A 13290-nucleotide genomic window follows, 5' to 3' on the forward strand; every position below is an offset into this window, starting at 1 on the left:
CTATCCATCGCTGCTCTCGTTTTCATCGCTGCGCTTTTGCTCTTTATGGAGTTGGGAGAGCCTGCCGCGGGTGCGTACAGGCTCCTCTTCGACCGCTGCCTGAGGGAGATTGTTCCCCTCCGCAAGACACTAGTTGGTAAGCTGCCAGAACTGGGAGTCCCCCGCGGGATTGGCCGGCAGCGGGCTGAGCTTGCGCACATCCAGCACCTTGGCCGTGCCACTCTGGAAGAGAACCAGGATCTTGCCCTTCGGCACATGGTGGGTTGTCATGGTCACGACCGTGTCGGCGGGGGGACGAGCCCACAGGAGCTGGCGCTGGTAGAGCTGCAGGTTCGCCGGCGAGAGGCTATCCAGGGTGGTGTTGTCCACCACGGGCATCCAGAGCCGGGAGTAGCGTGCCACCAGGGTGTTGTTGTCGATCGTGTTGTTGTTGATATTGGTAATCAGAGGGCTGGCATCGAAGGCATCGTAGGCGTAGAAGGGAATCTGCTGTGCGCCCAGCCCAAGCGCGGCGGTCCGCGGGACGTAGAAAGTCGGGCCCGCCGGGTTTAGCAGGCTGATGCGGCTCGCCAGACCAACCTTGCCCGTCACACTGGGAGTCGCCACGACGTTGTTTCGAGACTGGAAGGTATCCAGATCACGGATGTACTCGGGGTAGAGCGACTTGGTGAAGATCTTGCGGGCGTTGCGCGAGGCGACATACTCCGGGTCGGTGCTCCGGTAGCGCCCGGTCACCAGCGCCGCGGTCTCCTTCATGGTGTAGAAGTCAGAGCAGCTCGGATCGGGGAGGCCGTTGGTGCGGCAGATCGCCGGGCCAAAGAGAAACTCGGGGTACTCCCGGTTGTCGAGCTCATAGGCAGAGATCGCCTGGTGAATCTTCTGGAGGTTCGACATCGTGGCTCCACGACGTGCGCTCTCCTGCACGGTCCCGGCAACCGGGAAGAGAATGGCCGCAAGAATCGCGATAATCGCGATCACGACAAGCAGCTCAATCAAGGTAAAGGCCGCACGATAGTTGCGAACTCGCAGATTGGATGTCATAACTTCTATCCTCTAAATCTTCAACGCAGACTCACCGTCGGCCTGCTCGGGGCATTATACTATTGACTGGGTTGACGATGCAACCGGGGGACATGTTCCCTATCTGGTACAATTTACTATGAATCTCTCGCCTGAGCTTCTAAACCTGCTTCGCTGTCCCCTCTGCCATCCCCCCTCCCCCCTGAGCCCTGTGGCAGAGGGGACGGTCTTGCGCTGCGCCGCAGGGCATTCCTTCCCGCTCACCGAGGGATTCCCAGATCTACGGCCCGACGATCTCAAGGCCCCGGCACCCGCCGCGCAACAAAAATAAATCTCTCAAGGAAAAACTATGCAACTCACTCCCTCTGGTAGCCTCCGTGTCTTGCTCCTCAATGGCCCTAATCTCAATCTCCTCGGGCAGAGAGAGCCGGACATCTATGGAACCATGACCTTTGAGGAGCTTAACAAACGGATCCGGGACTACGCTAAAGAGATCGGCATCGAGCTCAAGTCCCTGCAGAGTAACCACGAAGGGGCGCTCATCGACGCGATCCACGAGGCCGCGGACTGGGCCGATGCGATTGTCATCAACCCTGGTGCCTACACCCACTACTCCTACGCCATCGCCGATGCCCTCAAGGCCGTGCGCCTCCCCGCGATCGAGGTACATCTCTCCAATATCCACGCCCGCGACGAGTTTCGGCGAACCTCGGTGGTGGCCCCGGCCACCGTGGGGCAGATCGCAGGCTTCGGGGCGATGTCGTACCTGCTCGCTCTACAAGCGGCGAAAGCCATCGTCCAGCAAGGCCGGGAGTGACGAAAAAAAATCACCCCGTGGGGAATGATCCTCACGGGGTGATTTTTTTTGTGACAGAGTCTAGAGAATAGTCAGAGCTCCGACTGCCTCGGCACTCTTCTGGGTCGCAGGGGTCGGAAGATACCCTACCAAGTCGTAGGTGCCCGCCGGAGTTCCTGGTGGCACGGTCCAGGACTCCGTGAAGACTTTCTTCTCCCCAGGTGCCAGGCTAAGGCGTGTAAACGACTGGATAAACGAGCGCCCCCGAGAGTACTGCCAGATCGTCAGCGCACCTTCCCGGTAGCGTGCGTTGGGCTCCGGGCGGCGGCGCACCTCAAGATCGTACTGGTTGCCTGTGGGGAAAGTGAGCACCGCTGGCTGGTCGCCGGTGTTGGTGACAGTGTAGGTCAGACGAACGCTCTCCCCGACACGGGCAGTGCGGCGGTCGGTTTGTAGGGTTGCTTGCAACTGAGGACCTCTTCCTTTCGGGGTGCCGGGCGGGCTGGGAACACCAGGGTCGCCGCCCTGCCCACGCTCGGCGAGATAGACCTGGGTAGACACCGCCTCGCGAAACGGCAGGTGCACCAGCTCGATCTCATACGTTCCCTCCGGAACTCGCCTACCGCTATCGTCGCGGCGGTCCCAGAGCTCTTTGTGCTCGCGCCACTGGCCGGGCGCGAGGCGAATCTCCGTGCTCGGGGGGGCGGGCTTGTTTCGGGACCAAGTCCAGACCACCTTGCGAGTGCGACTGTCTCGGACCGTGATCTCGTACTCACGCCGCACCCCTATCTGGTAGGTGACCAGGGACGGGCTCCCGTTGGTGAGGCGCACGGTAAGCTCCACCGCACGCTGGGGAGGGTACTGCGACCGGTCGGTGACAATATTCTGGGTCAATCCACGCTGCATAGGTCTATTCTCCTCGCTGTGCACGCTTGGCTGCCTGCCAGAGCGCCGCTTGCTCGGCCAGAGTGAGCTCCGAGACCGAGCGGCCCTGCGCGTGGGCAGCTTCCTCTATAAAACGCCAGCGACCGGAGAAACGTGACACCCCCACCCGGAGTGCCTCCTCGGCATCGACTCCCATCTTTCGCCCCACATTGACTAGGGTAAATAAGACATCCCCCAGCTCGTCGGAGATTCCCTGCGTGCGCCCCGCAGCCAGCTCGGCGCGGAGCTCCGCCAGCTCCTCCTCAACCTTGACAAAGACCTGGTCCACATCGGGCCACTCAAAGCCGACCTTGACCACGCGCTTGCTGGTCTCCAGCGCCTGCGAGAGCGCCGGGAGGCTGGTCGGAATCCCGTCGAGCACCGAGGGTAGCTTAGGGGCCTTCCCCTTCTCTTGCTTCTCCTGGGCCTTGATTGCGTTCCACTGTGCCAAGACCGCGTCGGAGTCGCGTGCGCTCGCATCGCCAAAGACATGCGGGTGGCGACGGATCAGCTTCTCGCAGAGGACGGCGCAGATATCGAGCGCATCGAAGTCCGCACTCTCCCGTGCGATCTGGGCATGGAGCACTACTTGGAGCAAGAGATCGCCCAGCTCCTCGCAGAGTGCCTCTAGGTCCTCCTGGTCGATCGCCTCCGCCACCTCGTAGGCCTCTTCGATTACGTAGCGGCGCAGGCTGGTGTGGGTCTGCTTTAGGTCCCAGGGACAGCCGCCCTCAGGGTCGCGCAGGCGGGCGACAACCTCCAGGAGCGTATCGAAGTCGGCGCGGCGCTGGTCGGCGGGGAGCTCTGGCACCCAGACCGTGGTGAGGTGATCGATGAGCTTCCGGTGGGCACTGCGGTCTAGCTCATAGAGGGGAAGAGTCGCGGTCTGCTCAAGGCCGGGAATACCACCACCGTGCACCACCGTGACCAAGAACTCGTCGGGATAGCCCGCGCGGCTCAGTGCGAGCTTGGCATTGCTAGCCGCGGCCTGGCTGTGCACCTGGTAGAGCAGGAGCGGGCCGCCCGTGCGGAGCGCGGCGGGCGGGGCAGCAGCCTCCGGGTCGAGCAGAAGCGCGTCGATCACGTGGAGATCGCCCGTCACCGCCTCGCCGATGGCCTCCAGGCAGGCGTCCACAAACGACGGTGCCCCGATCACTTGGGTCTCCACCCCGAGCCGCTTGGTCTCGGCCAAGAGGCGGGCAATCGTGGTCTCTCCTACCAGGGGGTGCCCCGGGACGGCATAGACCAGGCTCCCCTGGGCCGCATGTGCACGGAGCACCCGTGCGACAATAGCATCGTAGGTATCGGAGAAGGACGCCCCCGCCTCGTACTCATCGTCGAGGGGCGTCACATCGCAGCCCGCCAGCGCTGAGGCGAGCGGCTCGCTATGGAGAACCGGGTGACGCTCGGTGCGGACAAGCACGGGTAGCCCGCCGGTCAGTAAGGAAAAAGCCCGGGGAGGGAGCGCTTCCGCACTCCCCGGCCCCAGGCCAACAAGATAGAGCATCCGGTCTACTTGGGTGCCGCAGCGCCCGGCTTGCCCGCAGGAGCTCCCGCGCCACCGGCAGGAGCTGGTGCCATGCCCCCCGCCGCTGTCAGCCCACCCGGTGCGGCCGGTGCAGCAGGCGGGGTTACCGGAGGCTTGTCCAGACCGGCGTCTTGTGCGCTCTGCTTCACGGCCTTCCAGATAGTCTCCTGGACCGGGCTGGAGGTCTCGACTGTCGCATCGAACTTCTTCTTGATGATCTCGTTGCGGATCTGGTTGAACTTAGGATCGCCCGTTGCCTGGAGCTGGAGGATCACCCGCTGGCGTGCGATCGGGGCGGCGGACTCAACCGGGACATTGTACTGAGGAAGCTTCTTGTCCACCTTGACCCAGGCCTTGGCGATCCCCCCCTGGATGGGCCAGTCCACCGGCCCGATCACGGTTCCGGGGGCAGCCTGCTGGATCTTGTCCTTGAGCGAGGGCGGCAGTGCAGAGTTTGCAAGCACCTGGAGGCCACCGCTCACCTTGAGCTGGGGGATGATATTGAGCTCGCGGGCGGCCTGCTCGGTGAAGTTCTTTGGATCGCTGAGCTTCTTCTGGGCCTCGGCGAACTGCGGGGTGTTGGCCCCGACAAGCACGAGGCGGAGCTGGACGCGCGCGGGGAGCCCGAACTCGTCCTTATGGTCGTTGTAGTACTGGGTCACTTTGTCGTTGCCAACATTGAGCTGCTTGATCAGCACCGCGACCTCAGCGAGCTCGGCGCGCAGGTTGTCCTTAAAGACCTCCGGTGTGGTCCCCTGCTTCTGGAGCTCCTCCTCGAAGGTCTTGCCCGGCTGGCTCTGCTCCAGCATGTCCTTGCGGTACATAAACGCCTTGTTGACATCGTCATCGGAAGGGACCACTCCCTGGGCCGCGGCCTCCGCAAGGATGATCTTGCGCCCGATCAGCTGCTCTAGCACCAGGCGCCCTGCTGGAACAGGAACCGCACCATTGGGCCCCGCGACTGCTAGAGTCTGCTCCAGAGCACTGATGTACTCGTCCTTGGTAATGACCTGTCCATTGACCTTAGCAAAGGGTTTTTCCCCACAGCCTGCTGTCAGCGCCGAGGCAACTGCCAGGGCTGAGAGACCACTCCATGAAATACGATTGAGGTTCAAGAAAGACACTCCATAATGAAAACTTTATACGCACCCCTATACGCTCCCAATCGGTTGGGTGTTCCCAATAACCGGGATTCGCTCGGGTTTTCGCGCAGATTTCCTGTAATTCTACCGTGGAGACTACCCACCTGCAATTTCAGCCAGAGAGGAAAGCCCCCCTAAAACGGCGAACCTAGGGCCACGGAAAGATTCCATAGGAGGATTTTATGCGTATTCTAACAACCCGCCGCTCGGCGCTCTTCTCTCTAGGCGCGGTGGCGCTGACACTTCTGGTGGGCTGCGACCAAAAGCCCGCGACAACGGGCGGGGACACTCCCGCGCCCGCGGGCGGCACCGCTCCGGCTCCCGCAGGGGGCAAGCTGACCCTCGCGGTGATCCCCAAGGGCATGACCCATGTCTTCTGGCAGTCGGTCAAGGCCGGTGCGGAGAAGGCCGGCGCGGAGCTGGGCGCGGAGATCAAGTGGGTCGGCGCACAAAAAGAGACCGACACCGCCGGACAGATCGGCGTGGTCGAGAACCAGATGACCGCCAAGGTCGATGGGATCGCGCTGGCACCTCTGGACAAGGCCGCGCTGGTTCCGGTGATCAAGAAGGCACACGAGGCCAAGGTTCCGCTGGTGATCTTCGACTCCGCAGCGGATGTCAGCGACGATCAATACGTGAGTTTTGTTGCCACCGACAACCGCGTGGGCGGCGAGATGGCCGCCAAGCAGATGGGCAAGATCTGCGGCGGTAAGGGCAAGGTGGTGCTGGTGCCCAACGCCGCCAACTCGGCCTCGACCATGGATCGTGAGGCGGGCTTTGAGGAGACCATTAAGAAGGAGTTCCCTGGCATGACCGTGATCCGCTCCAACTACGGTGAGTCGGACCGCAGCAAGTCGCTCAATGTCAGCCAGGATGTCCTCTCCGCCAACCCTGATGTGGTCGGGATCTTCGGCTCCTGCGAGCCCTGCGCGATCGGCGCTCTCAAGGCAGTCGAGGCCAAGGGGCTCAAGGGCAAGGTCAAGATCATCGGCTTTGACAACACCACCGAGATGGAAAAAGGCATCACCGAGGGAACCATCGACTCGGTCGTGATCCAGAACCCCGCCAAGATGGGCTATGAGTCGGTCAAGGCACTGATCGCCGCGAAAAAGGGCGAGAAGGTCGAGAAGAAGATCGATACGGGTGTTGTCCTCATGACCAAAGAGAACATGGACAAGGACGAGATGAAGGACTTCCGCGCGAAGTAACGCAATAAAAAAGCCCCCCGCTTCGGGTGAAGCGGGGGGCTTTTTTGTTTGGTTACGGTTTAAACGCGGCCTTGAACTCGCCTAGAGCGCGGTTGAGGTTGTCCTCGATGTCCTGAGAGAAGGTCTTGGTCTCGGCGATCTTCACCGGGACGTCGGGGTACTTGTCCGCGACATAGGCCAGGAACTCCTTCTCGAACTTGCGGACAGCGTCCACCGGCAGGTCGTCGAGGGCGCCCGAGGTGGCGGAGTAGATCGAGATGATCTGCCACTCGACACGCATAGGCGCGTACTGGTCCTGCTTCAGAAGCTCGACCAGGCGCTGGCCACGGTTGAGCTGCTGCTGGGTCGCTTTGTCCAGGTCCGAGGCGAACTGGGCGAAGGCCTGCACCTCACGGTACTGCGCCAGCTCCAGCTTGATGCGCCCGCCGACCTTCTTGTCCTTCATCGCCTTGATCTGCGCGGAGCCACCCACGCGGCTCACCGACACACCCACGTCGATAGCCGGGCGGACACCGGAGTTGAAGAGGTCGGTCTGAAGGAAGATCTGGCCATCGGTGATCGAGATCACGTTGGTCGGAATGTAGGCGGAGACGTCGCCGGCCTGGGTCTCGATGATCGGCAGAGCGGTCAGCGAGCCACCACCGCGCTCAGCGGAGAGCTTTGCTGCGCGCTCCAGCAGGCGGGAGTGCAGGTAGAAGACGTCGCCCGGGTACGCCTCGCGGCCCGGTGGGCGGCGCAGCAGAAGCGAGACCTGGCGGTAGGCCACGGCCTGCTTGGACAGGTCATCGTAGATGATCAGCGCGTGGCGGCCGGAGTCGCGGAAGTACTCGGCCATCGCACAGCCGGCGTAGGGTGCCAGGTACTGAAGGCTGGCGGGGTCCGACGCGGGCGCGGCGATCACGGTGGTGTACTCCATCGCGCCGTTGGCACGCAGGGCCTCCACCACCATACGGACGGTCGATGCCTTCTGTCCGATCGCAACGTAGAAGCAGAAGACATCCTGCCCCTTCTGGTTGATGATCGTGTCGATGGCGATCGCGGTCTTTCCGGTCTGGCGGTCGCCGATGATCAGCTCACGCTGGCCACGGCCAATGGCGAGCATCGAGTCGATCGACTTGATTCCCGTGTACATCGGCTCTTTGACCGGCTGTCGGTCCACAACACCGGGAGCCTTGATCTCCAGGAGGCGCTGCTCGGCCGCGACAATCGGGCCGCCATCGTCGATAGGCTGGCCCAGCGTGTTGACCACGCGGCCCACGAGCCCCTCGCCGACAGGCACTTCGATAATGCGTCCGGTACGCTTGACGGTGTCGCCCTCGCGAATTCCCTCGGCATTGCCCAGGATAATCGCGCCGACATTGTCCTCTTCCAGGTTGAGCGCCATTCCCATGACGCCGCCGGGGAACTCAAGAAGCTCCGCCACCGCGACATCACTCAGGCCGTAGATACGAGCAACGCCATCACCGACCTGTAGGACGGTACCGACGCCGACTTCCTCGACCCCGCTCTGATAACTTGCCAGCTCTCGCTCTAGGATGCTGGTGACTTCATCGGGTCTTACTGCCATAATATTTCCGTTTTACTTTTTGGTGAGAAGCTGCTCGCGCAGGCGATCCAGCTTGCCTTTGACCGTGCCATCCAGCACCGTGTCGCCGATACGCACAAGAATGCCACCCATCAGGGAAGGATCGACACTGGTTGTCAGCTCGATGTCTTTCCCGGTGCGCGCCTCGAGCGCCTTCTCCAGCGCCGCAAGCTGCGCCGCCGTGAGAGGAACCGCTGTGGTTGCTGTGGCCGAGACAATGTTGTTGTGCGCCCGCAGGAGCTCATCGAACTCTTGCTTGGCACCGGCCAGCAGGTCGGTGCGGCGCTTGTCGGCCAGCAGGTTCAGAAACGCTAGGGAGGCCGGAGAGACCGCCCCCGAAAAGGCGGCACTCAGTACCGTCTTCTTGCGCTCCACGGTCGCCAGCGGGTGCCCAATCATGCGTGCCATCGCGGGGTTCTCCACCAAGGCCTTGGCCACGTAGGCCAGATCCGCTGAAGTCTCCTTCAGGGTTCCGGCGGCCTTTGCCTGGTTGAAGAGGGCGGCCGCGTAGCGGCGGGAGACAGACTCTTCGCGCATTACGCCTCCGCCACGCCCTTGGCGATGTACTCATCGATCAGCTTGCCGTGGCGATCCGCATCGAGGCTCTCGCCCACGACCTTGGTGGTCGCCCCCAGCGCCAGATCGACGATCTGCTGGCGCAGAGTGATCATTGCCTGCTCACGCTCACGCTCCGCATCGGCCTCCGCCTTGGCGACGATCTCGCGAGCCTGCACGGTGGCATCGCTCACGATCTTGTCACGGGTGGCCTGAGCCTCCTTGATGGCAGCGGAGATCTTCTCGCGTGCCTCGGACTCAATTGCCTCAAGCCGAGACTCATAGTCGCTCTTGAGACGCTGCATCTCCCGCTGATCGGCATCAAGCCGGTCGTAGGTACTCGCAATCTCCGTCTCACGACTCGTCAGAAGGGTTCCAATGGGATCAAAGACCAGCTTTTTGGCGATCGCGTAGAGCGCACCAAAACCCGCGATATTGACAAGAATCAACCGCGGGTCAATGTTTAGGTCGCTCAGGATATTTGCCATAGTAGATTAAAACTCCACGTCGTTTGCTTGGTGCTCACACAAGCACGCAACAGGACACGCGAGAGCGCGTGCCCCGTTTCAGCGTTGGTTGCCCGATGCTTACTTAAGCTGGAGAGCCTGCTCAGCGGTGAACTGAGGCAGCTTGCCCTGAAGCATGAAGAACATCAGGAGGGCGTAGATCACGAGCGACTCGATAATTGCAAGAGCGATAATCATCATCGTCTGCAGCTTGCTAGCCATCTCCGGCTGGCGGGCAACACCCTCCAGCGCAGCGGCAGCCGCTTTCCCCTGACCGAGGCCTGCACCGATGACGGCGATAGGCAGACCAACAGCAACACCAAGACCAAGAAGAGCCAGATACAGCATTTTACTTTTCCTCCAAAAAGTTGCCGCGCGACGCGAGTTTAGTGTGCGTGCGCTGCGTCCTGATGGGCGTGGGAATCGTTCCCATGCCCATGCTCGTCGTGACCATGACCATGGTCATGATCATGCTCACCGATGGCCAGCGCGATATACGAGCAAGCCAGGATCGAGAAGACCCCCGCCTGAACGACCGCACCAAACACACCGAAAGCCAGCATCGGGGCGTGTAGCGGGACAATAAACGTCGCCGCAGACATCGTCACGAGTACCGCGATCACGGTCTCTTCCCCGAAGATATTTCCAAAAAGGCGCATCCCAAGCGAGATCGGGCGAACAATCACCCCAATAATCTCAATCGGGAAGAGCAGCGGCGCAAGCGCAGGCAGAGGGCCTGCAAAGTGCGCCAAGTAGTTTTTCAGCCCGTTAGCCTTGATTCCCACCACGTTGAACAGAACAAAGACAATCGCCCCCAGCGCCAGGGTCATCGAGAGGTTGGCGCTCGGTGCGGGGGTAAAGGAGATCGCAGGAGCGCCCTCTTCGTGTCCTTTTTTCAGATAGAACGGCAGAACACCACAGAGGTTGGAGCAGAGCACAAAGGCAAAGAGCGTCCCCACAAAGGCGGTGAACTTCTCTCCCCCTGCTCCGATCGCCCCACGGCAGAAGTGCTGCATGGAAGCGACTGCCTGCTCGGCGAGGAGCTGACCGCGGCTCGGGTTACGAACAGAGAGGTTGCGCGAGCGGCTTGCAAAGACAATCAGGATCGCCGCAGCCACGCCCAAGCCCACGAGGCTGTAGTACCAGGGCTGGTGCTCTGCCAGGGGGTTGACGAGCTCATGCTCGCCACCTGCAGCATGCTCCCCGCCCGCCTCAGCGCCGTGCTCCTGGGCCCAGGCAAATGTCGTGGTGAGAGCCAGGGTTATCAGGCTCGCCCCTATTCGTTTTAGTTGTGTCGTCGCCAAGCTCATTTTTTATCCGTCGTGCCCTGTTCGGTGAGTAGCTTACCTACCGCGCGCAGAGCGATTGCTGCATGTAACAACAAAAATCCAATTACGAACGCTGCCAGCTCCCGCGCGCTCCACACACGCGTCAGCCACCAGATCAGCGCTCCGACCAGCGGGTATTTTACCAGAGCAAACAGCAGAAACAGGCCTGTTGTCCGCATCTTGCGCCTACTTTTTTCACTCGCGCTCGCTCCCACCGCTTTTTTGGCGGCCTGAACCAGCGCGTAGATGAACCCCCACCAGCCGAGCAAGAGTACCACGGCGAGCGCTAATCCCGCCAACAGCGGGACGATTGCCCACGACAAACCGAAGTTTGCCAGACAGAGAGCACTACACGTCGCTAAGATCGCTACCGCACGGAGCGTCTTTCGCACATAGTCGTAGGTCTCGTCCATCTTTCTATGCTACTTTATCTACTTATTCAAATCATTGGTTAGCTTAATCAAGTTGGCAAACCCGGAGAATGTCCCCAGGATAAACCCACCGATCAGGCCGTAGGGGGTCGCGGCTTTGATGAGATAGGTATCTGCGAGCCACCCCAAGATCACCCCTCCCACTATTGAGCCGACCAGGGCCGTTCCCACCCCCATGGCCTTGCCCATATTCCCTGCATCTTTCCCACCGATCCCACGACGGCTCAGAAAGCGCTCGGCAGGGTCTTCGACCGGCCTTGGGCGCTGGTAGCCGACACGGGGTGGGTCGGGAAACCGGGGCCGGGCCGGGAGCTGCGGCTCTGGGATAGAGTCGGCCTCACTCTCTGCGACACTCATGCTGTCTCCCCTCCCAAGCCAAACTCCTCGTGAAGGGCTCGCGTGGCTTTCTGGGCATCGGCCTCGGGGATCAGGGCGGAGATGGAGTGTCGGGAGTCGGCCATCTGGTAGACCGGGACTCCTTGGGCATTGAGGGTCCCCAGGGTGCGTAGGACCACTCCGGGGATGTCCTCCAGCCCTGAGGCGATCACCGAGACCATGGTACAGTTCTCGATCACCTCGGCCTGGACATGCCCCAGCGCGATATAGGCACGCGCCCCTTCCAGGAGCCCACTCTGGGCCACAAACCCTTTTCCCTTGGGCCCAATTCCCAGGAGGTAGATCGTCCCGAAGGGCGGCTGACGGCGGACAACCCCGAGCTGAACGGGGAGCACCAGGCCATCGAGGAGCTCTTTGAGGCGCGGCAGGTGGGTGCGCTCGACCGCAAAGGCGAAGTCGGTATCGCTGGCGCTGGTGAGGTGCACCGCGATCTTCTCGCGCTCCAAGAGGCGGTAGACCTCGACCTCGACCCGTGCGCGATCGGCCTCAGGGCTCTCTAGCGGCAAGGGAAAGCGCAGGTAGACCAGCTTGCCCGTGTGGGTTACCCCGGTAAAGCGTGCCTGGCCATTGCCCGAGTCCGACGTGATCAAGGTCCCTTGTTCATCGTCGAAGGTGTTCTTCACCCAGAGCGGAACCCCATGAATCCCCGCGATCTCAGCCGCACGCGGGTGAACTACTTTTGCTCCCTGGTGAGCCATCTCCGCCACTTCATCGTAGGTGGCACGGGCTAGGGTGCGGGCGGTGGGAACATGGCGCGGGTCGGCGGTCTTGACCCCATTGACATCGGTGTAGATCTCGACCTCGATCTGCTCGGCGTGGGGCTTGAGGGCCGCGCCAAGAGCCGCTGCCGTGGTGTCCGAGCCGCCGCGTCCCAGGGTCGTGATCGCGCCGCGCTCGGTGCCCCCTTGAAACCCCGCGACCAGCACCACTTTTCCCTGCCCGAGCATCTCCACCATGTAGCGTGGGTCGATATCGAGGATGCGGGCGTTGCCAAACTGGTAGTTGGTGAGAATCCCCGCCTGGAGCCCGGTGAGCGCGATGGTCTCGAGCCCCGCCGCGCGGAGGGTATGTGCCAGAACGACCGTGGAGATAATCTCCCCACAGGCCATCATCATGTCCAGCTCGCGGGCAGCGGGCTGCACGCCCGGATCGACATCACGCAGGGTCTGGATCAGAGTATCGGTGGCATAGGGTGCTCCCGCACGCCCGATAGCGCTCACCACCACGACTACGTGCCAGCCCGCTTGAACCGCACGGATAACCTTGGCTGCGGCTTTCTGACGAGCCTCTTCGGTCGCGACCGAGGTCCCGCCAAACTTCTGCACGAGAATCTTCATACGAGCGCCTCGTCACTGAGCTGGAACTGCTCTTTCAGGGCTGCCAGGGCACGTGGTGCATCGACTGCGGGCACCAAGCAGAGCACTGCATCGTAGGCATCCCCCACCTGGCGATTGGGGATCGAGGCGCTCAGGAGCGCTTCACAGATACGTGCAATCACCCCGGAGAGATCGCGCATCGCGCCGGCAATCGTACTAATCAAGGCCATGTTCCCCAGGACACTCACCTCGCCTTTTTGATCACGGAGGAGATTTTTGCAGGCGCTGGCATGGTTCTCGCTTATCACGAAGCAGAGCCCTTCGGGAAGGAGCTTAACTTGGTTGACGGGCACCCGTGCCTGTGCGAGGGTCTGGAGCAGTGTCAGGCGCTGTGCGGGGATATTATCGAGGAACCGGACACTCACCAGCGCCATCTGGTGCTCAACACGGATCGCGGTGACACCAGGCTCGCGCTCAAACGTACTTGAGCGTGGCGTGGGCGAGGCCGCGGAGCTTGTGTTAGAGGCAGTGAGTAGGTCAGACATATCCAGGCTA

General features: G+C 61.9%; 16 protein-coding genes. 3 read left to right on the forward strand and 13 right to left on the reverse strand.

Going from position 1 to position 13290, the window contains the following annotated elements:
• Positions 1-129 precede the first annotated feature (129 nt).
• Positions 130-1041 (reverse strand): type II secretion system protein, encoded by a 912-nt coding sequence (locus tag HNQ39_RS00330; RefSeq protein WP_184191779.1) that lies wholly within the window; start codon positions 1039-1041, stop codon positions 130-132.
• A gap of 118 nt (positions 1042-1159) precedes the next feature.
• Between HNQ39_RS00330 and HNQ39_RS00335 the strand changes: the two genes are divergently transcribed.
• Complete coding sequence (locus tag HNQ39_RS00335; RefSeq protein WP_184191781.1) at positions 1160-1351, forward strand: Trm112 family protein; 192 nt, start codon at positions 1160-1162, stop codon at positions 1349-1351.
• 18 nt (positions 1352-1369) lie between these two features.
• A complete protein-coding gene (aroQ, locus tag HNQ39_RS00340) occupies positions 1370-1837 on the forward strand; it encodes a type II 3-dehydroquinate dehydratase (RefSeq protein WP_184191782.1) in 468 nt (155 codons plus the stop codon).
• Between the two features lie 60 nt (positions 1838-1897).
• Here aroQ and HNQ39_RS00345 read toward each other — a convergent pair whose 3' ends face one another.
• Genes HNQ39_RS00345 through HNQ39_RS00355 form a run of 3 tightly spaced genes read right to left on the reverse strand, consistent with a single transcriptional unit; the run spans position 1898 to position 5383 of the window.
• Positions 1898-2722, reverse strand: a complete 825-nt coding sequence (locus HNQ39_RS00345) for a BsuPI-related putative proteinase inhibitor (RefSeq protein WP_184191784.1) — start codon at positions 2720-2722, stop codon at positions 1898-1900.
• Between the two features lie 4 nt (positions 2723-2726).
• Complete coding sequence (gene mazG, locus HNQ39_RS00350; RefSeq protein ID WP_184191786.1) at positions 2727-4247, reverse strand: nucleoside triphosphate pyrophosphohydrolase; 1521 nt, start codon at positions 4245-4247, stop codon at positions 2727-2729.
• Between the two features lie 5 nt (positions 4248-4252).
• Positions 4253-5383: a peptidylprolyl isomerase gene (locus tag HNQ39_RS00355; RefSeq protein WP_184191788.1), complete on the reverse strand. Its 1131-nt coding sequence runs from the start codon at positions 5381-5383 to the stop codon at positions 4253-4255.
• Positions 5384-5592: 209 nt separating this feature from the next.
• Here HNQ39_RS00355 and HNQ39_RS00360 point away from each other — a divergent pair, with 209 nt between their 5' ends.
• Positions 5593-6618 (forward strand): substrate-binding domain-containing protein, encoded by a 1026-nt coding sequence (locus HNQ39_RS00360; protein ID WP_184191790.1) that lies wholly within the window; start codon positions 5593-5595, stop codon positions 6616-6618.
• Between the two features lie 52 nt (positions 6619-6670).
• Here HNQ39_RS00360 and atpA read toward each other — a convergent pair whose 3' ends face one another.
• From atpA to HNQ39_RS00405, 9 genes are all read right to left on the reverse strand, one after another.
• Entirely contained in the window at positions 6671-8185 is a 1515-nt protein-coding gene (gene atpA / locus HNQ39_RS00365) for a F0F1 ATP synthase subunit alpha (protein WP_184191792.1), read from the reverse strand.
• Positions 8186-8197: 12 nt separating this feature from the next.
• A complete protein-coding gene (locus tag HNQ39_RS00370; protein WP_184191794.1) occupies positions 8198-8740 on the reverse strand; it encodes a F0F1 ATP synthase subunit delta in 543 nt (180 codons plus the stop codon).
• Positions 8740-9246: a F0F1 ATP synthase subunit B gene (gene atpF / locus HNQ39_RS00375; protein WP_184191796.1), complete on the reverse strand. Its 507-nt coding sequence runs from the start codon at positions 9244-9246 to the stop codon at positions 8740-8742. The genes HNQ39_RS00370 and atpF overlap by 1 nt, the downstream gene beginning before the upstream one ends.
• 99 nt (positions 9247-9345) lie before the next feature.
• The gene (gene atpE, locus HNQ39_RS00380; RefSeq protein ID WP_184191798.1) at positions 9346-9612 is read right to left on the reverse strand and encodes an ATP synthase F0 subunit C; all 267 of its coding nucleotides are present in this window, start codon (positions 9610-9612) and stop codon (positions 9346-9348) included.
• Between the two features lie 38 nt (positions 9613-9650).
• Positions 9651-10568: a F0F1 ATP synthase subunit A gene (gene atpB / locus HNQ39_RS00385; protein WP_184191800.1), complete on the reverse strand. Its 918-nt coding sequence runs from the start codon at positions 10566-10568 to the stop codon at positions 9651-9653.
• Positions 10569-10570: 2 nt separating this feature from the next.
• On the reverse strand, positions 10571-11005 hold the full coding sequence (locus HNQ39_RS00390; RefSeq protein ID WP_184191802.1) for a hypothetical protein: 435 nt from the start codon (positions 11003-11005) through the stop codon (positions 10571-10573).
• Positions 11006-11023: 18 nt separating this feature from the next.
• Positions 11024-11380: an AtpZ/AtpI family protein gene (locus HNQ39_RS29570; protein ID WP_221289720.1), complete on the reverse strand. Its 357-nt coding sequence runs from the start codon at positions 11378-11380 to the stop codon at positions 11024-11026.
• Complete coding sequence (locus HNQ39_RS00400; protein ID WP_184191804.1) at positions 11377-12756, reverse strand: aspartate kinase; 1380 nt, start codon at positions 12754-12756, stop codon at positions 11377-11379. The genes HNQ39_RS29570 and HNQ39_RS00400 overlap by 4 nt, the downstream gene beginning before the upstream one ends.
• A complete protein-coding gene (locus HNQ39_RS00405) occupies positions 12753-13280 on the reverse strand; it encodes an ACT domain-containing protein (protein WP_184191806.1) in 528 nt (175 codons plus the stop codon). The genes HNQ39_RS00400 and HNQ39_RS00405 overlap by 4 nt, the downstream gene beginning before the upstream one ends.
• Positions 13281-13290: the final 10 nt, after the last annotated feature.

It is taken from the genome of Armatimonas rosea, from assembly GCF_014202505.1.
Classification (GTDB): Bacteria; Armatimonadota; Armatimonadia; order Armatimonadales; family Armatimonadaceae; genus Armatimonas; species Armatimonas rosea.

Excerpts from the sequence above, each read along its gene's own strand:
- HNQ39_RS00330 (WP_184191779.1), bottom strand. The coding sequence starts at position 1,041 with ATGACATCCAATCTGCGAGTTCGCAACTATCGTGCGGCCTTTACCTTG.
- HNQ39_RS00335 (WP_184191781.1), top strand. The coding sequence starts at position 1,160 with ATGAATCTCTCGCCTGAGCTTCTAAACCTGCTTCGCTGTCCCCTCTGC.
- aroQ (WP_184191782.1), top strand. The coding sequence starts at position 1,370 with ATGCAACTCACTCCCTCTGGTAGCCTCCGTGTCTTGCTCCTCAATGGC.
- HNQ39_RS00345 (WP_184191784.1), bottom strand. The coding sequence starts at position 2,722 with ATGCAGCGTGGATTGACCCAGAATATTGTCACCGACCGGTCGCAGTAC.
- mazG (WP_184191786.1), bottom strand. The coding sequence starts at position 4,247 with ATGCTCTATCTTGTTGGCCTGGGGCCGGGGAGTGCGGAAGCGCTCCCT.
- HNQ39_RS00360 (WP_184191790.1), top strand. The coding sequence starts at position 5,593 with ATGCGTATTCTAACAACCCGCCGCTCGGCGCTCTTCTCTCTAGGCGCG.
- atpA (WP_184191792.1), bottom strand. The coding sequence starts at position 8,185 with ATGGCAGTAAGACCCGATGAAGTCACCAGCATCCTAGAGCGAGAGCTG.
- HNQ39_RS00370 (WP_184191794.1), bottom strand. The coding sequence starts at position 8,740 with ATGCGCGAAGAGTCTGTCTCCCGCCGCTACGCGGCCGCCCTCTTCAAC.
- atpF (WP_184191796.1), bottom strand. The coding sequence starts at position 9,246 with ATGGCAAATATCCTGAGCGACCTAAACATTGACCCGCGGTTGATTCTT.
- atpE (WP_184191798.1), bottom strand. The coding sequence starts at position 9,612 with ATGCTGTATCTGGCTCTTCTTGGTCTTGGTGTTGCTGTTGGTCTGCCT.
- HNQ39_RS00390 (WP_184191802.1), bottom strand. The coding sequence starts at position 11,005 with ATGGACGAGACCTACGACTATGTGCGAAAGACGCTCCGTGCGGTAGCG.
- HNQ39_RS29570 (WP_221289720.1), bottom strand. The coding sequence starts at position 11,380 with ATGAGTGTCGCAGAGAGTGAGGCCGACTCTATCCCAGAGCCGCAGCTC.
- HNQ39_RS00400 (WP_184191804.1), bottom strand. The coding sequence starts at position 12,756 with ATGAAGATTCTCGTGCAGAAGTTTGGCGGGACCTCGGTCGCGACCGAA.
- HNQ39_RS00405 (WP_184191806.1), bottom strand. The coding sequence starts at position 13,280 with ATGTCTGACCTACTCACTGCCTCTAACACAAGCTCCGCGGCCTCGCCC.